This window comes from Dictyobacter sp. Z7_2 (genome assembly GCF_057551105.1).
In genome coordinates this window covers 472065-491228 of record NZ_BAAJPE010000001.1, presented here as the reverse complement: position 1 = coordinate 491228, position 19164 = coordinate 472065, and the positions used below count along the sequence as shown (strand labels likewise).

The 19164-nt window shown below is 51.3% G+C and carries 15 protein-coding genes; 5 read left to right on the top strand and 10 right to left on the bottom strand.

From position 1 onward, the window contains the following. Positions 1–36: 36 nt before the first annotated feature. From AC27N8_RS01925 to AC27N8_RS01910, 4 genes are all read right to left on the bottom strand, one after another. Positions 37–1929 carry a chloride channel protein gene (locus tag AC27N8_RS01925; protein WP_487063390.1) on the bottom strand — a complete coding sequence of 631 codons (1893 nt, stop codon included), beginning with the start codon at positions 1927–1929 and terminating at the stop codon, positions 37–39. An 86-nt stretch (positions 1930–2015) separates the two neighbouring features. Then, on the bottom strand, positions 2016–2624 hold the full coding sequence (locus tag AC27N8_RS01920; RefSeq protein ID WP_487063388.1) for a TetR/AcrR family transcriptional regulator: 609 nt from the start codon (positions 2622–2624) through the stop codon (positions 2016–2018). A gap of 103 nt (positions 2625–2727) precedes the next feature. Continuing rightward, positions 2728–4047, bottom strand: a complete 1320-nt coding sequence (locus tag AC27N8_RS01915; RefSeq protein WP_487063386.1) for a cation:proton antiporter — start codon at positions 4045–4047, stop codon at positions 2728–2730. A gap of 119 nt (positions 4048–4166) precedes the next feature. After that, entirely contained in the window at positions 4167–5090 is a 924-nt protein-coding gene (locus AC27N8_RS01910; protein WP_487063384.1) for a ketopantoate reductase family protein, read from the bottom strand. A 229-nt stretch (positions 5091–5319) separates the two neighbouring features. Between AC27N8_RS01910 and AC27N8_RS01905 the strand changes: the two genes are divergently transcribed. Continuing rightward, positions 5320–5898 (top strand): TetR/AcrR family transcriptional regulator, encoded by a 579-nt coding sequence (locus tag AC27N8_RS01905; protein ID WP_487063382.1) that lies wholly within the window; start codon positions 5320–5322, stop codon positions 5896–5898. A gap of 73 nt (positions 5899–5971) precedes the next feature. Here the strand turns inward: AC27N8_RS01905 and AC27N8_RS01900 are convergent, their stop codons facing one another. Beyond that, the gene (locus tag AC27N8_RS01900) at positions 5972–7930 is read right to left on the bottom strand and encodes a cellulose binding domain-containing protein (RefSeq protein ID WP_487063380.1); all 1959 of its coding nucleotides are present in this window, start codon (positions 7928–7930) and stop codon (positions 5972–5974) included. Positions 7931–8280: 350 nt separating this feature from the next. Between AC27N8_RS01900 and AC27N8_RS01895 the strand changes: the two genes are divergently transcribed. From AC27N8_RS01895 to AC27N8_RS01880, 4 genes are all read left to right on the top strand, one after another. After that, complete coding sequence (locus tag AC27N8_RS01895) at positions 8281–8907, top strand: TetR/AcrR family transcriptional regulator (RefSeq protein WP_487063378.1); 627 nt, start codon at positions 8281–8283, stop codon at positions 8905–8907. A 67-nt stretch (positions 8908–8974) separates the two neighbouring features. Continuing rightward, positions 8975–10555 (top strand): FAD-dependent monooxygenase, encoded by a 1581-nt coding sequence (locus AC27N8_RS01890; RefSeq protein ID WP_487063376.1) that lies wholly within the window; start codon positions 8975–8977, stop codon positions 10553–10555. Positions 10556–10652: 97 nt separating this feature from the next. Continuing rightward, positions 10653–11456, top strand: coding sequence for a hypothetical protein (locus tag AC27N8_RS01885; RefSeq protein WP_487063374.1), 804 nt, complete (start codon positions 10653–10655; stop codon positions 11454–11456). Between the two features lie 9 nt (positions 11457–11465). Continuing rightward, positions 11466–12521 (top strand): hypothetical protein, encoded by a 1056-nt coding sequence (locus tag AC27N8_RS01880; RefSeq protein WP_487063372.1) that lies wholly within the window; start codon positions 11466–11468, stop codon positions 12519–12521. 134 nt (positions 12522–12655) lie between these two features. On the opposite strand, the gene AC27N8_RS01875 is transcribed toward AC27N8_RS01880, so the two are convergent. From AC27N8_RS01875 to AC27N8_RS01855, 5 genes are all read right to left on the bottom strand, one after another. Then, the gene (locus tag AC27N8_RS01875) at positions 12656–13312 is read right to left on the bottom strand and encodes a response regulator (RefSeq protein WP_487063370.1); all 657 of its coding nucleotides are present in this window, start codon (positions 13310–13312) and stop codon (positions 12656–12658) included. Next, positions 13309–14871 (bottom strand): HAMP domain-containing sensor histidine kinase, encoded by a 1563-nt coding sequence (locus AC27N8_RS01870; protein WP_487063368.1) that lies wholly within the window; start codon positions 14869–14871, stop codon positions 13309–13311. Before AC27N8_RS01870 ends, AC27N8_RS01875 begins: the two co-directional genes overlap by 4 nt. 153 nt (positions 14872–15024) lie before the next feature. After that, positions 15025–17772, bottom strand: a complete 2748-nt coding sequence (locus tag AC27N8_RS01865) for a PEP/pyruvate-binding domain-containing protein (RefSeq protein WP_487063366.1) — start codon at positions 17770–17772, stop codon at positions 15025–15027. Continuing rightward, entirely contained in the window at positions 17729–18256 is a 528-nt protein-coding gene (locus AC27N8_RS01860; RefSeq protein ID WP_487063364.1) for a MarR family winged helix-turn-helix transcriptional regulator, read from the bottom strand. The genes AC27N8_RS01865 and AC27N8_RS01860 overlap by 44 nt, the downstream gene beginning before the upstream one ends. Positions 18257–18318: 62 nt before the next feature. Continuing rightward, the gene (locus AC27N8_RS01855; protein WP_487063362.1) at positions 18319–19152 is read right to left on the bottom strand and encodes an SDR family NAD(P)-dependent oxidoreductase; all 834 of its coding nucleotides are present in this window, start codon (positions 19150–19152) and stop codon (positions 18319–18321) included. Between the last annotated feature and the right edge of the window lie 12 nt (positions 19153–19164).

The window sequence follows — 19164 nt, the reverse complement described above, 5'->3', positions numbered from 1 at the left end:
GCGATTCACACGTGAAGATGCAAGGAATGGAAAAATTTACGGGTGGGCGGGCTGTAATTCAGATTCGGCAGTCACCTCTTGCCTGATGGTCTCTGTAACCAATCCTTGCATGCGTTGAGTTTCATTGCGGGCCATTGAGCGGTAGTGCTTCAGGATCGCCGCACTGGTGATGATCCCGATGACGCGTTCTTCGGGTGAGAGTGGTTCAGCTGCAATCACTGGTGCCCATTGGAGATGGTTACTGGTCAGGATTTCAAGGGCATTGTCCAGTGTTTCATCGGGAAGAATTGTCAGGGGATGCTGTAGCATGACCGCACTGACCGTGCCAGTGGCTCTTTCAGACGCCGGAACTGTCCGGATGTGCTCCAGGTTGAGAATGCCCAGAAGATTATTCTGCGCGTTGACGACTGGCAACGCATGCTGGTCTACCTGCTCAAGTAGTGTCGTCGCTTCCTCCAGCGATTGATGGGGTGAGAGCATCGTCTCAATGGTGATGAGTGCCTGCTGAACAGTCAGAGTTGAGAGCAACGGGAATGTGAATTGAAGGCGGTGCGCCGGTGAGGCTGCCCGATTTTTTAATTGACTGGTGTAGATTGTTTTCTGCCCAACGATCAAGTAGGAAAGTCCAACAGCGAGCATGGCGGGGGCCAGCAGTGAGAGATTGCCGGTCATTTCTGCAACCATGAGCATGACGGCGATGGGAGCATGCGCGATGCCGCCGAAGAGTGCCATCATACCGATAATCACAAAAGGAGCAGGGGTAGCAGGCATCCAGGGGAGGACATGATAACAAAGTCTCCACATGGCAGCTCCCGTAATGCCACCAATCACCATGCCCGGGCCAAAGATACCTCCTGATCCACCTGAGCCGATGGAAAGTCCAGTGGTGATGATTTTTACGAAAGGGAGGATGAGAATAATCCATAAGGGGATGCTCATGATACCCTGGTCCATGCTGACTTGCACCCAACCGTATCCCATCCCGAGCGCTTGTGGAATGATCAGGCCGATGAGGCCGACGAGCAGGCCACCAATAGCTGGTTTGAGCCATTTGGGTAGGTGGATAGCGTGGAATATATCTGTGATGCCGTAAAAGCCACGTGCATAGAGACGTCCGATGAAGCCGCAGAGGACTCCAAGTACCACATAGTAGAGAAGTTGTGGCGGCGTATTGAATGTCAGATTGGAGGGCGTGGAAAAAATAGGGTGCCAGCCGGACCAGGCTCCAAAGATGCTGTAGCCGATGATCGAGGCGATCAGTGCCGGTATCAGAGCCTCGATTTCCAGATCATCTTTGTAGAGGATCTCCGCAGCCAGGATTGCACCTCCCAATGGGGCACCGAAGATAGCACCAATCCCAGCTCCCATGCCAGTTGCCAGGGCGATACGACGATCTTGCACATCCAAATGCAGCAAGGTTGCCAGAATAGAACCGAAGCCAGCACTGATTTGCGCGGCTGGACCCTCACGTCCGGCTGATCCTCCCGTTCCGATGGTGATGGCCGAGGCGATGAGCTTGATGATGGGAATGCGAGCACGTATCGCTTTCCCCTGATGAAAGGCGGCAATTGCCGCATCGGTTCCATGTCCTTCCGCCTCGGGTGCCAGCGTAAAGACAATAATGCCAGCAATCAGACCACCAAGGCTGGTGACGAGTGGAAGCAACCAGGGATGAGCGGAACTCCAGAACGACATGACGGTCGCTGAGCCCTCACCTGTGGGACTGGGCGGTGTGTAGCCGACCAGCCCCACTAGAAAGAGTGTATTGGCCAGATGAATTGCAGCAAAAAAAGCAATCGCGCCCAGGCCAGCGATAATGCCGATCAGGGTGCTCATCAGGAACCATTTGACGAGGTAGCGTGGATTTTCAACACTGCGCGTGAGGCGTTGAAGCGAAAAACGAGACGGTCCAGACGGGAAAGATTTCATCGATACGTACTCCTAAAAATGTTATATACTGGTTTTTCTTGCTATGAGTGGGCGGTCACTCATAATAAATCCCAAAAAAAAAGCTGCTACGGTGTGGACGCTTCGCTCCCATGCATAATAAATGAGGCGATAAATGATGCCTGTTGCGAGATACTTTGTTCCGATTGTCCTAATACTTTGGCTGATAGGATATAGGATTCTGTGAGTGAAAGTACGGTTAAGGCCGTGGCGTCGATGTTGGTGATGCGAATCTCGCCAGACGCTCGGCTTTCTTCCAGCACAAGCGAGATCACAGCTAAATAGTCACGTAGCAGTCTGGTTGCTTCTGTCTGGAAGGCTCGATTGACGCCATAAAGAGCGCTCATATAGACATTGAAGCTGTCGCTATCTTCTGCTGCCAGGCGAGAAAAAGTCAGGAAGAGTTTCTCCAGGCGTTGCTGTAATGGACCTTTTGAGGCCAGCGTGGCACGGATTGCAGTGATCTGTGCCTGGGCGATATGACGCAGCATCTCCAGGAACAGCTCACGTTTGTTGGCAAAATAGAGATAAATGGTTCCTTTGCCAATGCCGGCCAGCTCTGCAATGATATTAATATTTGCTTGATCAAAGCCCAGGCGGGCGAACTCACCCGCCGCCACATGGATGATGCGTTGCCGTGTGGCCTCACGTGTTTGTTCATCAACAATTTTTGGCATCTCTTCTCCTCGGATTTAGTATAGCAGATAAATGGGTGACTGGTCAATATCCTGTCTTGTGACGTCGCGACAAAAATAGACTGGAGATGTGGATCTGGCGATGTCAGGCTTCCTTTTCTTTTTTGCTCCAAAATGGTAACAGGACGCGCAGGCCAATGCCCTGTCCTAACAATGTCACGAGCACGACACCGTACACGATATCTTCCAGCAGTCCCCGGTAAGGCAGCGTAGCGGGTAAGCTTAGCACTAAGGCGACCGAGAGCGCTCCACGTAATCCCGAGAGCAGCAGTACGGGCCGCCAGCGACGAGGAAGTGGCTCCATGAGCGAGAAAAGAGCAGATGTCGTGGCTGTTTTGGTGCGAGCGATCCTGCGGGCGAGGGCGTCGTGGAGAGGGAGCAGGGTATAGATCATGATGGCTCGACCAATGATCACTCCGACTAAAGCCAGGCCGATGCCGGCAAGGGCCTGGAAGAGTGAGCTTTCGCCAATCTGGATGCCGAGAAAGAGAAAGAGAAGCGAGTTGGCGACGTAGCCAAGAAATTCCCAGACATCATGCGAGGCTTGCAATGCCCGCTCAGAGAGTCCGATGCGGCGTCCATAACTGCCTAAAACGAGTCCAGCGCCCACCACGGCCAGCAATCCAGATGTTTGAAGCAAGTCGGCTAACAGATAGGCACCGTAGGCAACACTGACGGTGACCGTCATTTCAATCAGATGATCGTCGACCAATCTCAACAGGCGCGTTGCAAGGATACCGAGGCCAATACCGAGTATCAGCCCGCCGAGCATCAGCCAGACAGCTTCTAGTAGAAGCATCCAGGAAGAAGGAGCGTGAACTGCCTCCACACCTCCCAGAGAGACAAGCAGCAGGCCAAGCACGATCTCAAAGATAGCAGCTCCAACGCCATCGTTGAAGAGGCTTTCTCCTTCGATCACGGTTCTCAGGCGATCTGATAGACCCATCTGGCGCAGGAGGGCCAGCACGGCAATCGGATCGGTCGGCGAAATGATGGCTCCCAGCAGTATCACGAGTAACCAGGGCAGGCCCAAGGTCCAATGGAGCAGCGCGGCTACAACAAGGATGGAGATAAGCAGGCCTGGAAATGCCAGCAGAAGGACGGATAGCCAGTTGGCTTTCAGTTGATCCACATCGACACTCCAGGCTCCCTCAAAGAGTAATGCTGGCAGGAAAAGGAAGAGCACTGTATCCGGGTTCAAGCGGATATTTGGCAGGAGCGGCGATATGCCAATCACAAGTCCAACGATCACCAGGACAAGCGTATAGGGTAGACGTAGTGGCCGCGAGATCAAGGCCACTACGAGTGTGATAACTAACAGGAGTAATAAGAGCTGCACATTTTCTTGCGTCGTATCCTGGATAGTTGCCTGGTTGAGCATATGAAAAAGAGCTAATAATCGCACAGAGACTCCTTTTAGAACACGAAAAGCATGTCAGCCTGCCAAGCAGGCCCGTTTAGTTCTATCTGGAGAGTGTACACGGAATGATTTGTCGCTGCAAGAGTGTCGATGGTTTATGCTCCTTATTTGGGCATGGCTCCTTCAAGGAGATCCCAATTCGGGGTGAGCAGTTGTGCTTTTTGTCTTAAAGCATCAAATGCATGATGGAGCGCAACCATCTCATCCAATTGCGTCAGAGGATCTATCAGCCTGCTAAGTGGCGTGATGGCGTAGAATTGTAAGATGAGGGAGACGAAAAACTGCCGGTTGCGTACAAAGCGTGCCTGGATGGCAGGAGTTATGCTATAACCGAGAGCTTCTAATACCTTGAATCCCTCATCCAGAGCGCCAAGCATATGCTTTAGCTGCTTTTTGTCTCTGGTTACCTTGCGTAAATCTCCACCAGCGACGTAGGTGGCGTAGAACAAGACGAGAACAAGGACGATGTGGCTTTTGAGCCATGGGTCAATCGTGTCATAGAAAGTAAGCGTATAGCGAGTATGAGCAAAGGCTTTTTCTAATAGGGATTGCCATGCGAGGGGACCATCCAGGCCACCCAGATCCATCCTTCCACCGGCACGCAAACAGACGACGCGACCTTTTTCCCTCCGTCCGCCAGTGGATTGGAAGCCGAATGCGACCTGCTTTTCACTGGCACTGTTCTCCTCAAGATACTTTTGCATGCTACTGGCATCCGCATTATTCCCTACCAGAACGATATGGCTGCTCTGATTATCCGCCAGAATAGGTAGTATCGCCTGGAAATCTGAATATTGCATCATGACAAAGATGAGGTCGTAGACATCATCGGGCCGCAAGTTAGCGGTGACATTAACCGGGTCAACCGTCGTTTTGAACTGGAGATAATGGCGAATGACAATGCCATCTTGCTTCAGTTCCTGAATGCGCTTTCCTCTGGCAAGCATCGTCACATCATTGCCTCCACGCACCAGCACGTGAGCAAGATAGCTCCCCTGAACACCCGCACCATAAACTAGAATCTTCATATAGTCTAACTCCTGTATCATAATTGGACATGTGTTGATTTATTCACATTTGTTCACTATAATGATCCTACTATGGCTATGTGTTCACTTCAATGGGTAAAATAGTCGTATATGTTTATTAATCAACAAAAAATAACTGATTGTTCATAAATAAGAGCATATACGTAGTACATAGCTGGTCACGCTGCTCTGCGCCAGCGATTGGCACAGCAGTCAAAAGGGAGCAAGCATGGATCGACGCATCCGCAAAACACGGGAAGCTATTCTAGAGGCTTTTATCGGGCTGATGTCCGAGAAAAATTTTGAGCACATTACGATGAATGAAATTGCAGATCGGGCGGACGTGAATCGGGGCACCGTTTATCTGCATTATAGCGACAAGTTTGATCTACTGGATCAATGTATGGAGATTTATGTGGACAGGTTGTGCGATAGCTGTCTCGATAGTGGCGTGGCTGGTGATATGAATGGTTTTCCTTCGAAGGCTTCGTTGCAGAAGGCCTTTGTATATTTGGAACAGCATGCTGCTATTTATGTCACGCTGCTGACCAACAAAGGCGTCCCCGCTTTCAGGAGTCGCTTGATGGATGTGATACTGCGGATTCTCGGCGCATATCTTGAAATGAGTGGTGGTAAGCGGGAGATGGATAATGAGGTGACGGCACAATTTCTGGCGTCGGCTATCGTTGGCGTATTGGAATGGTGGATTACACACGCGCTGCCCTGTTCTGCGGCTGATATGGTGGATCAACTGTGGTCGCTGCTGGAAGGTATGCTAGCGTTCCAGACCGAGGCAAAACTTGTCTAGTGATTTCAGCGGGCTATGTATATCGTTCAACGACTCAAGGAGGCTTCCTTGAGTCGTTGGAATAAGGGATGTCTTAAATGACCTTACAGGCTGTTCCGTTCAGGCTAAACGCAGTAGGAGAGGGATTGCTTCCGTTCCAGGAACCATTGAAGCCTGGTGTGACTGAAGCACCTGCGGATAATGAGCCGTTATAGCTGGCATTCGCGATTACTACGTTGGCCCCTGATTGCGAAAAGACACCATTCCATCCCTGGGTGACGTGTTGATTTCCTGGAAATGTGAAGGTCAATTTCCAGCCATTGAGTGTGTTTGTACCGGTATTTGTGATCGTTATATTCGCTGTGAAGCCTCCCGACCACTGATTTGTTGTATAGTGCACCTGGCAGATGTCTGATGGTGTGGCTGTCGACGTTGGTGTCGGTGTGGCTATCGATGTTGGCGTTGGCGTTGGCGTTGTAGAAGCTCCTGGATGCATTAAGATGAGTGTTAGAGAATAGGGAGCAATTTGCTGCGTGATGAACGATGAAGAATTTGTCTGCTGTGTCGAGGTAATCGTACTGCTGTTTTCACCATAGGTGTAGACAGTTGTGTTCGTTGCAGGCGTATAGCCGTTGAGAGCAAGCGAGACGTTGTAGGTCGTGCCAGGATCTTTGTTGACAAGTAACGTTGCCAGATCGCCGTTGGCTTGCTTGACTGTATGCACTGATACCAGACTCTGATTGGATGAAGATGAGACCATGGTGTCACCGGCATGGCCTAGAATATTGAGCATTTGCAGACCATAGTATGCCGGAAGGGGCGTATCGAGAGGCGGTTCGCAGATGCTTGCATTGGTAGCAGTACAGAGGCCAGTGGAAAAAACTCCATAACTGCCATATTTGGCGCTACCATACAGCGAATCACTATTGTTTGTGTTACTGAGTGGGCTATCATGTATATCCCACCAATCCACATTCGTAACCCCATTTTCGAGCCAGCCCATATAGTCGTCGGTCAGGAATAACGTATTGACCAATCCTACGGTTTGTTTGCCTGGATTGGAGGAGACCGAGTTGGTCTCTGTGACTAAGATCTGTATTGCACTGGCACGTGAGCCACAATATTGATTGATTTCAGAATGTAGTGTGGAGACCATGCTGGTAATCTGGCTGCTCGAAGCCAGTAAGCCGGCATCTGTTTCGTTTCCTGGATTCTGGGGATACCAGTGGGCGATCACAAAATCGATAGAAGAGCAGGCAGTTGATAATACGGTGGTGTTCCAGGGTTGCGGGGATGAGGCACCGGTTAGTCCATCGGGCCAATTGCCAGGTGCAGTGAGTACAGCTCCTAATTTGATGCTCGGGTCGACTGCTTTCATCGCCTGGCTATAGGCGACAACATTATTCGCATAGGTCGCTGGACCCTGCGCATGGGTATCATATTCCCAGGAAGCGCCATAGGTTCCGTTTCCATAGACTTCATTGCCGACTTCCCAATACTTAATGCCATAGGTGTGGCCGGTCTTAATTCCTCCTGAATAGGTAGGGATAGGGCCAGTATAGCTGCTGCCACCCTTATTGGCGTATTGGACCCAGTTTGCCGCTTCTTGTGGCGTGCCCGAGCCGTAGTTCACAGTAATGATGGGCTGAGCCCCTAGAGGCAGAACATCTGTATTCATGAATGCGTCGAAGGTATTGGCGGGATTGGCATAGCTCTGTCCGGCTTCGGTGGTATTTGATTGCCAATGATATACATCAGAAGTGGAACCGCCGGGATAGCGTATCGTCCTGACATTCGTGTTTTTGAGGGCCGCTGTGGGTGCACTATCAAGCATATCGGCGTCCCAGACAGAATCATTGATACCCTGGCTGATGCTGGTAAGAGCCCCTAAAGACTGATTGGCATTGATGGTAACTTGAGCACTATTGGCTGCCAACACATGAAGTGGATTAGCAACCATCAGTGCAGCTAACAAGAGGGTGGCACAGAGAGAAGTACAACTCCACATGCGCCACGTCTGAGGCCAACGCAAACTGGTGAACATCCTTGTCATAGCAAAGCTCCTTTGGGCAACATGTCTTCCTGACAACGGGAGGAATTCCATAGATACGTATCTGTAGAACCTTTTTATTGTCAGCGATGCATATTACAAATATAGCATGCATTTGATATTTTAAGCGCAGTAAGCAATGGTATATTTGTATCTACTGCCAACAGGGTACTTGATAGTAGGAATGCCGTCAAGGCTTAAAATTTCCAATAATTCGTCAGTTTTAAGGCTGGGTCAGGTATGGTGGAAGCACTTCTGGTATTGACACTCCAAGAGATCTGTGTTATCGTTTGTTCAACGTACGTTGAGTGAATTTCTGGCGCATGATTGTGTTGACGAAGGGAAGAGCCACGATGGCTGAAGCGAAATCTGCAAAGAGAGTGACAAGTCGGGATATTAAGGCCCAGGAGAGAAGAGAGCAAATCCTCGCGATTGCGAAAAAGCTGTTTGCCGAAGGAGGCTATCATGCTACGTCTATGAGAGCTCTGAATAAAGAACTGGGCGTAGCTGAGGCACTCACCTATCACTATTTCCCCGGGGGGAAATTGGAGATTCTGCAAACCATCATACGAGAAGGTCGGGAAAAGAGAATCGCTGAGATTGAGGCGTTGGTTCCTCTCCTGAGGGATGATCTACCGCTTAGGGAGGCACTTGTGCTGGCGGCTCGCATGGGAACTGACTTCCTCTCAACCGATAAGGAGTTGCTTCAGATTGTGATACGGGAGAGAAAGTGGCTCCTTCAGGAGGAATGGATCGTTTCGAGCAGTGCAATTGAGCCTCCGACACAGTTTCTGCTGGACTTCTTCGCTCGTCGGATGGCACAGGGCGAGATCCGTGAGATGGATCTCTCATTTGCGATCTCGCAGTTTTTCTCCAGTATCGTCGTTCGGTTTCTCTTTAATGACGATCTTGTGGAGAAGAATGACAGGCTGTACCTCGAAAAACTGATCGATTTCACCATTCGTTTGTGGTCAAAATAAGGCCACAAAAAATTTTAGGCTTTTAATTCAACGAACGATCAATGAATTAATAAGGAGTGATACAATTATGACACATACATCGAGCATCGATGTCCTGATCGTTGGGGCTGGACCAGTGGGCTTGACCCTGGCTATTAGCCTGGCTCGTTCTGGCATCTCCTGTCGTATCATCGACAAAATTGTAACGCATCAGAGCGAGGTGCGGGCAAAGGGGCTTACGCCGCGCACGGAGGAAATCTTTGAGGATCTGGGTGTGCTTGAGCAGATCCATGCACGTGGTCAGCGCAATCAGGTCATACGTTTCTACGAGCGGGAACGCTTCGTGCGTGAGGTTGATCCCACCTCCGATTCTGGCACGCATTCGACTCCTGATATGCCCTATCGTGGCGTCTTCTGGATCGGCCAGAATCATACACAGGCGGTGTTGCGTGAGCGTCTGGCTGAGCTTGATGTCCAGGTGGAACTGGGCAGCCAGCTGAATGAAGTAACTCAGTCCGCTGATCATGTGCTTGTGCGGGTGATGCGGTCAGGCGAGCATGAAACCATCCACGCTCGCTATCTGGTGGGCTGCGATGGAGGACGTAGTACGATCCGTCATAGCGGCGGCTTCACGTTTCTGGGCGAGACGCTGGAAGGAGAACGTTATCTGAACGCTGGCGTGCGCGTTGAGGGGCTGGAACCCAGATCCGCGCATTATTGGATGAATGCGCCAGAGGGATTTGTCGGCTTCACACATCTACGCTATGATAATCTCTGGGTGTATCAAGCACTCTTGTCGTCTGATGAGGATGAACCCTCGTTGGAGACCTGCCAACGTATCTTCAACGAACGAGCAGGATTGCCAGGAGTGCAGATAAGTGGACTTCTCTGGGCCTCCACACATCAGCCGAATGTCCGCATGGTCAACCAGTATCGTAATGGCCGTCTCTTCCTCGCCGGGGATGCTGCTCATGTCCACTCTGCCGCCGGGGGACAGGGGATGAATACGGGTATTGGGGACGCCTACAATCTTGGCTGGAAACTGGCTCTCGTGTTACGAGGAGCCTCTGATACCTTACTGGATACCTATCACACTGAGCGTTTCCCGCTGGCTCAGACCGTTTTAGCTTCGACAACCAGCCGCCATCAAGCGTATCTGCATCGTGGGAATGATGATCCTGCTGGCCGTATGCAGTCCGTTCTTCATACCACAACGGGCAAAGATCCTATCGCCGATACGACGCAACTGAGTATCAGCTATCGAGGCGGCCCACTGGCTTATGATCTCGATGATACGACAGGCATTCGCGCTGGAGATCGTGCCCCCGACTCTCCCTACATCTTTGCCTCCGATGGGAAGAGAGGCCGTCTCTTTGAAGCGTTGCGGGGTCCACATTTTACCTTGCTTGCCTTTGGTGAGCAACCTGCTCCACGTTTCCCCGATGCCTATCAGAGTATGCTACAGACGTATACGATTACCCGTGGAGGTCATGCACCAGCATCCTCAGATCACGCTCTCCTGGATATCGATGGATACGCGCACCATTTCTATGGTATTACGGACGATGCCCTGATTCTGGTGCGCCCTGACGGCTATATTGGTTTCACTGGCAGTAACCATGGTCCTCAGCCTATCATAGACTATCTGCACAGGATTACTGCCAGATGACGCTTTTTGGGGAATATTGATACATTTTGACACAATGTACCTTTTTATTCTGTCGTAATATAAAGAGTGTTTGTAATAAAGTGTGGAAGGATTACATATGCTCTTTGAAAAATTACATGGGGAATTCGATCTGCTGCATAATAATGGCCTGTATAGTACTACGGGATATGCCAACATTTGTCATGCAGATCGAAACTATCAGGTCCGACGTTTGACGCCTGCGGATAGAAATCGCAACGCCGAATACCAACGCATGCGAACGGAGATTTTTGTCAATACGCTCAACTGGCCACTCCCGGTTGATGATGAAGGGCGAGAAAAAGACCAGTATGATACTGATTATTCAGCGGCAGTAAGTATCCACGGAGTCTACGACTATGACTCCCTACAACAAAAGTACTCTCTGATAGGGGGTATCCGTATTCATGAACTTACCAGGTGGGCAGATTCCATGTTGTGGAATGAGTTTCAAAAAGCTAACATGCTACCTCCTGACATACTCCAGCTAATCCGAGAAAAGTATAATCCGCGTCTCACACTTGAATTGACACGTTTCTGTACAAGGAGATCTACTGGAAGAGAGAAAACATTTGATTTCTCTGTTGCAAGAGATTATACTTATGCATCAGTATATGCATATGCAGAGCGTTTGAGTCGTCCTTATGCGCTCGCACTTGTCCATCATTCATATTTTTTGGCGTTAAAGCGCTACCATTATGTTTTCGAGACGCTCCATACTCATTTTGAAGGTCGCAGCAAAGTAAATAAATACGCAATCATCATGCTTCATCTTCCGCAAACTCTGCGCTCGATGGCAAAATTTAAGCAAGAGGAAAGAGTTTATCGAATGATGTCGCTTTGTAATCAGCGTAGTTGGATGTATAGTTTCAAGGAAGAGTAAAAATTATTTATGGACACACAACAAATCATGCCTGAAAATCGTTCGTGGTGGTTACGACTTACCTCCCCACGCGGAACAGAAATGTATGCTATGGTGCTTGATCGTCAGCAACGCGATCGGTTGAGAAAAGCAGGGCTTATCAGTGGCATTATCCCCTTTGTATTCTTTGCTCCTCTGCTCCTTTCGGGACAAGCCACTGATCCTGGAACCATGATTGCGATTGTTGTTTCTATGATTAGTGCGATTATTGCACTCGTTCTCAATCGATCAGGATATCAAGCGGCGGCGGCGCTTTTGCTTATTTTTTCGATGGATGCAGTGATTGAAAATGGACTCGTACGTGCTCCCGGAGGACTCGGGAATGCCTGGCTTCTCACCTTTGATCTGTTTTTGATTCCATCCTTTCTCAGTGGGATGCTGCTTTCCCGGCGAGCCATCTGGTACTTTCTCGCGCTGCATGTGGTGTTGATTCTGGGCGATTACTTTTTGCTGCCCCATACCGCAGATCTTGTCCAGCTTACCCAGCAATGGGGCTTGACGGTTGGCATTGCACGTCCTATCATTCTTCAACTTGGTCTGGCACTGCTCTCCTATTTTCAGATTCGCAGTACCGATCAGGCAGTGGCACGAGCGGACAAAGCGGAAGAGATTGCGAAATTGGAGCATCAGATCGCGGAAAAAAACAAAGAGGTCGAGATTGGCATTCGGGAACTCTCTGGAGTCCTGACCCACGCGGCCAACGGGCAATTTAATGTACAGGCCAATATTAAGCAGGGACAGGTGCTGTGGCAGTTAGCCTCCCAGGTCAACAATCTGCTTGCACGACTCAAAACGTCACGTCAGTTGGATGCCACACTCAGGCAAACAGATGTCGAGGTAGCCAGACTGACACAAGCCATACAAGCTACACAGGCAGGGAAAGCAGTTGTATGGCCCCTCCCCAGTGGTAGTATCCTTGATCCATTGATAACAGAGCTCCGTAATCTCTTCTCATCCAAACCAAAAACAACGATGCCTGATCCATCCCAGATGCCACCATCAACAGAAACCAAGAAGCGCTTTTGATGAGCCGTCTATAGTCAGGATGGTTGATAGAACCTAATCAACCATCCTGACTCCTTTTATATGGATCGTCGGCAGTCCAATCTGAGTATTGTGAGGCAATACAGAATTGTCTGCCAATGTAAAAGGAGGCTACTTCACCGCAATAAGCCTTGTTGCCATGCGAAGACTGCGGCCTGCGTGCGGTCTGTGATATGTAATTTGCTTAAAATATTGCTAACATGTCCCTTCACAGTCTTTTCGCTCAGGACTAGCTTTTGGGCAATGATCGCGTTTGATTCACCCTCCGCAATGAGGCGTAGAACGTCGAGTTCGCGTTCGGTGAGCTCGGCAAAGGCAGCGGGAACAGCAGCCTTGGATGTGCGTACCTCTTGAACGACACGCGAGGCGACGCGCGGATGCAGTACCGATTCGCCTCGTGCTGCTTTCCTGACTGCCTCGACAAGTTCGGTGGGATGGATGTCTTTCAGCGTGTAGGAGATAGCTCCTGCGCGTAGCGCCGGGAAAATATTTTCGTCCTCGTAGTACGAGGTGAGAACGATCACTTGCGAGCCCGGACTTACTTGCTTGACGCGTCTCGTAGCCTCGACGCCGTTGATACCAGACATTACCAGGTCCATCAAGACAACATCGGGCGTGTACTTCTGAGCCAGTTGAACCGCCTGTTCTCCCGATTCTGCCTCGCCGATGACCGAGAGGTCTACCTGCGCCTCAAGGAAGGCGCGTACTCCCTGCCGCACAACACTGTGATCGTCGACGATGAGGATGCTGATACGTCGTGACGGTTGTGTCATCGTGTCGCCTCCTGCTCGGGAAGGGGATGAGGAGCGGCAATGTAAACCTCTTGATGATTTTTGTCATGATTTGGGTAAGGACAATGTGCAATGATGCGTGTTCCTTTTCCCGGTCCACTGTCTATTTGGAGCGTTCCGTGAAAGGCCTCAATACGTTCACGCATGGACTGCAAGCCGACTCCCTGTTGCAGCCCAGGTGCCGGATGGTCTGGAGCAAAGCCACTACCGTTGTCCTCAATTTTGAGTGTGACCTGATCTTGCACATATGCCAGGTCGAGGATAACGGCGGATGCCTGGCTGTGACGCGCAATATTCGAGAGAGCCTCCTGCGTAATCCGCAACAATGCCTCTTCCATGAGCGGTGGCAAGGTGCATGTATGCAGGTGTTGTTGAACGGGAATCTGTTGCTGTTGACTCCACGTCGTCGCATACTCTTGTAACGCTGCCGCCAGATCTTTTTGGCTCAGGACGGATGGACGAGATGATTGAATCAGCACAGTTAACTCCTGTTGCATCTGGTAGGCTAACGTTTCAGAATGTTGGAGGTGGCTATGTGCCGCCTCCGGTCGGGTATCCAGCAGGGTAAGGGCCGCGCTGATCTGCATAGTGAGCGCGAAGGCTTGCTGCTTGACGCCATCATGGAGGTCGCGGAAGATGCGGGCACGCTCGGCGAGGCGGGCATTCTGTTCTGTGAGTATATGTTGCTGCTCCAGGCTCTCCACCAACTGCTCCCCAATGAGGTTAAACTGCCGCTCCAGCAGCCCAAATTCATCATCGCGCGTGACCCGGACACGCTGTGTGTAGTGACCTGCTACAAATTGCGTGGTCGCGTCGACTAGACGCTGCATGCGACCAAGCATCATACTTGTCGTCACGAAACTGGATCCCGCACCTACAGGTATGGAGATGAGCAGTATGAGGATCGCGATGGGTAGAAAGCTTCCTGCGAAATTTGTCAGGAAGGAGCCGGCCGAAACTTCAGGAGGGAGTTGGACATAGGTCGCTCCAATGATCTGCCGTCTCTGGTTGAAGATGGGTACCGCTACCTGACCGCTCCGACCGATCGCTGTTGCTACGATCTGCTTCTCTTCCTGGCCTTCCAGGGCATGCGTGACGAGCGTATCGCGTGAAGAGAGGACTGTAGCGGCCGGAACGTGGATTGGATACTCTCCTGGATCGGAACTGGCAAGGATAGAGCCATCAAGAGAAATGAGTAGCGCGAAGGGGACAGGCTGTTCATTTGTATATGGGGAAGAAATATAGGGGACGTTGTTCATCGTGTCCGGATTCTGCGTATTCGATCCTATCTGTGTCAAAGTGGCTGGTTGATCGGGCACAAATGTAATCTCTGGATTGAGCGAGGGCTCTATGCCAGCTTGCTTGCTTACTTGCTGGGCATACGTATGGGCGATATGTTCTGCGTTTCCCAATGCTGTCGTGTCAAGTCTGGTTGAGAAGACGACGACGAACAGGAGCGCGAACGTACAGAGTATCTCTAAGAAGAGCACAACTGAAAAGAACATGATTGTATGCGAGAGCATCATTCGTGTTCGGAGCATTGACTTCCATCTGAGCATAGCGTCAAATCCTATTCGTTTAGTGTACGTACCTATTATACACCGTTCTGTCAGACAATCCTGCTCCGTTTTGCCCTGGAAGGCAAGCAGAAGGAGGTTGAGCGCTGCGAGAACACCGGTCATGAGAATGCTGTTTTAGTTGGTATCTGGTGTATCTGCTGGTTCTTCGATGGTGATCCTGCCTGCTGCGCCATCGACGGTGATTTGCTGACCAGTGGTGATGCGCTCGATGGCTCCAGCAACGCCGACGACTGCCGGGATACCATACTCACGAGCTACAACCGCGCCGTGGGAAATGGCCCCACCCATTTCCATCACCAGTCCGCCAGCCGTCAGGAAGAGAGGTGTCCAGCCAGGGTCGGTGGAGGGCACAACCAGGATTTCGCCAGGGGCCAAATGTGCTCCAGTTGGATCGAGAATGACTCTGGCCTTTGCTGTGACCCGTCCGGGCGATGCTGGTGTTCCTCGTAGCACCCCTGGAGCCTCATTAACCTCATCAATAACGAGAGAGTTGGGTTCAGTGCCGTCCGAGAGCAGCACACGTGGTATGTGGCGACGACGTAGCTCAAAATCGTAATTGTTACGATGGTCACGTACGACATCGTGCATATCCTGTCCTGATAGTGCCCTATGCATCTCGCGCCAAGTGAGGAAGAATACATCCTCAGTAGCTTCCAGACGGCCGTCCTGCCTCAACTCTTCTCCAATCGTCCATAGCAACTCACGTATACGCGTCATCATCAAGATGATAGTGAACTTGGGCATCTCACGCAAGCCAACCAGATCACGTGTCCTGCTCAGGAAGAAGTGAAGCAGTCGACCGTATAGCCAACCCTTGCTCCTTCCTCTCTGGACCAGTTCGGCAAGCATACTTTCGGCCTCTTGCGTTCCTCGCTGGAACTGCACATCGGGAGCCAGATTGGCGTCTTTCAAATGCAGGTAGTTGGAAAGTGCACCGAGGATATGGGTCGGATCTTCTGACCAACGTGACAGGCCAAGGTCGATTTCGGCCACGCCACGATGCCCGTAGAGAGCGAGAAAGGCCGCCAAGCCTTGCTGAAGCTGAGATGGCAAGGAGCCTGTCCGATACTCCTGTGCCAGTTGCTCAGGTGCGGATGCGTGTATCCGCTCAACGATGTCGGGATAGCTGGCCAGCCGTTGCGCCAGGTGCCAGAGCTCCAGATCCATTTCTGTTGTTGGATTATGCGGGAGGCCACGCAGTACTACTTGCCTTTCTCCTGGTTTTGCAAGATTGCCCAATAATCTGCCCGCAATAGCTTGACTTCCCAACCCAACGAGCAGCACCGGTGCTAATCCACCGATGATCTTTACGAAATTTCCTGCAAAACGCTCTGTTCCTCGCAGGCGTTCTTCGCTCGTGAGGCCGGGAGTGATGAAGTTTGTCTCTCGTACACGCTCAGCGGTTTGCTGCACCCGTTTCACAGCAGCCTTGGGCCAGAACAACGCCTGAAGGGCGTAGAGCGGTGCCCGAGTTTTCTCGAACACAGAGCCCAATGCACGTAGCAGTTGCCAGCGTTTCGTTGGAACGAGCGAGAGGCGGGGGTCGCTGGCTACTTGCTTGAGAAGTGGTGCTGAACGAGCCTCACCGACGCTCGCCGCACCTATAAGCAGACGGCGTCCTATCTTGTTACGTAGCAGTTGCGTTACATCGAGATAGAGACGTTGACCGGCATCAAGCACTATGGGAGGACCAGCCAGAGGATCGGGCAGCAGATAGCCTGCTCCAGCGGCAATCCCAGATCCAATCAAATGGATGAACGATCCTCCTGCCGGAGTGAAGGGGCGATAGACACCCTGGAAGACGTTGAGCGAGAAATAGACCCGCAGCACGTCGTCGCTGGTCGAGGCGTTGTCAGGCAGGGGATAGAGTGTGGTGATCGGACGCGATTGAGTGAGCCAGAACACTCCCGAAGGGTCAATGGCCCACTCGATATCTTGTGGTGCGCCATAATAAGCTTCGACCTTTGCTCCTAGTGCGCCCAGGGTGCAAATCTGGTCGTCGGTGAGACAAGCTTCTTTGTTGTCATTGGGGGATTCGCTACGCAGAGTACCACCACCTGCCTTCCCGCTGATGGCAACGCGCTTATCGCCGAGCCGGCGCTCGATGATCTCGCATGTAGCAGTGTTGACGACAAAATGATCGGGATTGGTCGCGCCGGAGACGACCGCTTCTCCCAGGCCGGGATTGGCGTCGATGACAGCTTGACGGCGCTTGCCCGTGACAGGATTGGCGGTGAAAAGGACGCCTGCGACTTCGGATTGGATCATACGTTGTACGACGACGGCAAGCCTGGTCGTACTCTGGTTGAGATCCAGGCTCTCTCGATAGCTTACCGCACGATCGGTCCAGAGAGAGACCCAACAGCGTTGCACGGCATCTAGCAGGGCATCGCTACCGACGATATTAAGGTAGGTATCTTGCTGGCCTGCGAAGCTTGCGAAGGGCAGGTCTTCGGTGGTGGCCGAGGAACGCACAGCCACAGGGATAGGTTCTCCTGCGCCCAAAACGTGATATGCTGTGACGATAGCGTTAGCAATCTCTTTGGGCATAGTTGCAGCAAGCAGGTGGGTGCGGGCGGTCTGCGCCATGTTTGTCAGGCTTTCAGTCTCTCTTTTTTTTTCTGTGGAATATTGGTCCAGAACAACGTGCAGATCAGCATCCTCTGCAACCTGCGTGTAGGCGGCGGTGGTGACGCAGAATCCAGGTGGCACGGGGAGTTGTGCGTTGGTAAGCTCTCCAAGATTGGCGGCTTTGCCACCAACCAATGCCAGCATATCTCGATTGAGGGCACTAAAAGGGAGTACGTAATCGCTAGAGCTAAGATGTTTTTGGTGTTCCTGTTCTTGTTGTGGGAGACCCATGTTGTTCTCTCCTTCTCTGTGCGGCTTCAGCGAGCAATATCATGCCACGGGTCACAGCGACTCGTTCTTCCGGCAAGAGATAACCCATCACGGATATTTGCGCCTCTGCGCGCCGTTGTTCTAGTGTCGCAATGAGCGCTCGCCCCTGTTCGGTAATGGCTACCAACTTGGCCCGCCGATCTCGCTCATCTCCGCGACGATGAATCATGCCACGCACGACGAGTTGATTGAGCAGGCGACTTGTCGCCGATACTGAGCGTCCCAACACCTCAGCGACCTGTTTGATTGTCAATTCGCCCTGCTCATCCAGGAATAGCAAAGTTGCCATTTGAGGCAGCGAATAGTCAAAATCCTCAAAGGCTTGAACCATCCCGTATATGAAATCGCTCAGAATGGTTCTACGGAATTGTCTGATACTCCTGACGAGCAACTCGTTATCATCATTATTAATAATTGTCTGGCTCCAATATTTGTGTGCATGCATGCAATTAAATTCTCTATGAAAATCATAGCTCCCATGACCAGAAAATGTCAAGGTCGATGCTGTTATGCTTCAGAGAGGGTGGCAGGACGGATTGTTTTTCCATCTATATCCACAAATCCATACTCCCGAGCCAGTTGTGCTGTCAAGAGGACGGTGCCAGAACGTTGTAATTTGGCTGGATCATTGGCTAAGGCGGCAACAGCACGTCCGACGAATTGAGGTGATTCTGAGTTGTTAAGATCTAGCCACTGGGCATTAGCCATGACGGCTTCTGTCCGCACGAGACCGGGATATAACGCGACACTGGTGATATTATAGGGACGTAACTCTTCAGCGCTGTCCGCTGCGAATTTATCGGTTGCCGCTTTTGCCATCCCATAGAGAAGATTACCCATATGCTTTTGGGCCGCCCAAAAGGAGATAGTGACGATGAGCCCGCTCCGTTGTTTGATCATGAAAGGGGCTGCCAGACGACTCGCCACAAAATGAGCTCGTACTCCACTATGAAACATTGCCTCCCAACGCCATAGCGGTTGTTCCCAAAAAGGGAGTTCCCATGTCCACTTGCCATTTTCGCTCATTTGTTCGTATCCTCCCCAGATATTATTTACCAGGAGATCCAGCCTTCCATGTTTTGCCTGGATGTGTGCAAAGAGCGCTTCCACTTCATGATCATTGCCATGGTCGCAGTGAACAGGGATGCCATGACCACCAAGGCGTGTGACCTCAGCGGCTGTTATTTCAATGCTTCCGGGGAACTGGCTGGGATGTTGGCTGCTGGTGCGCCCGGTGACATAAACAGTTGCGCCCGCTTCGCCTAAGCCTTGAGCTATGCCTTTGCCCACACCACGGCTGGCCCCGGTAACTAAGGCAATGGTATTCGTTAAGGATGGCATCCTTTTCTCCTC

What these genes read in the sequence shown, in the direction of transcription:
- AC27N8_RS01925 (WP_487063390.1), bottom strand. Translation starts at nt 1,929, where the DNA reads ATGAAATCTTTCCCGTCTGGACCGTCTCGTTTTTCGCTTCAACGCCTC.
- AC27N8_RS01920 (WP_487063388.1), bottom strand. Translation starts at nt 2,624, where the DNA reads ATGCCAAAAATTGTTGATGAACAAACACGTGAGGCCACACGGCAACGC.
- AC27N8_RS01910 (WP_487063384.1), bottom strand. Translation starts at nt 5,090, where the DNA reads ATGAAGATTCTAGTTTATGGTGCGGGTGTTCAGGGGAGCTATCTTGCT.
- AC27N8_RS01905 (WP_487063382.1), top strand. Translation starts at nt 5,320, where the DNA reads ATGGATCGACGCATCCGCAAAACACGGGAAGCTATTCTAGAGGCTTTT.
- AC27N8_RS01900 (WP_487063380.1), bottom strand. Translation starts at nt 7,930, where the DNA reads ATGACAAGGATGTTCACCAGTTTGCGTTGGCCTCAGACGTGGCGCATG.
- AC27N8_RS01895 (WP_487063378.1), top strand. Translation starts at nt 8,281, where the DNA reads ATGGCTGAAGCGAAATCTGCAAAGAGAGTGACAAGTCGGGATATTAAG.
- AC27N8_RS01890 (WP_487063376.1), top strand. Translation starts at nt 8,975, where the DNA reads ATGACACATACATCGAGCATCGATGTCCTGATCGTTGGGGCTGGACCA.
- AC27N8_RS01885 (WP_487063374.1), top strand. Translation starts at nt 10,653, where the DNA reads ATGCTCTTTGAAAAATTACATGGGGAATTCGATCTGCTGCATAATAAT.
- AC27N8_RS01880 (WP_487063372.1), top strand. Translation starts at nt 11,466, where the DNA reads ATGGACACACAACAAATCATGCCTGAAAATCGTTCGTGGTGGTTACGA.
- AC27N8_RS01875 (WP_487063370.1), bottom strand. Translation starts at nt 13,312, where the DNA reads ATGACACAACCGTCACGACGTATCAGCATCCTCATCGTCGACGATCAC.
- AC27N8_RS01870 (WP_487063368.1), bottom strand. Translation starts at nt 14,871, where the DNA reads ATGCTCCGAACACGAATGATGCTCTCGCATACAATCATGTTCTTTTCA.
- AC27N8_RS01865 (WP_487063366.1), bottom strand. Translation starts at nt 17,772, where the DNA reads ATGGGTCTCCCACAACAAGAACAGGAACACCAAAAACATCTTAGCTCT.
- AC27N8_RS01860 (WP_487063364.1), bottom strand. Translation starts at nt 18,256, where the DNA reads ATGCATGCACACAAATATTGGAGCCAGACAATTATTAATAATGATGAT.
- AC27N8_RS01855 (WP_487063362.1), bottom strand. Translation starts at nt 19,152, where the DNA reads ATGCCATCCTTAACGAATACCATTGCCTTAGTTACCGGGGCCAGCCGT.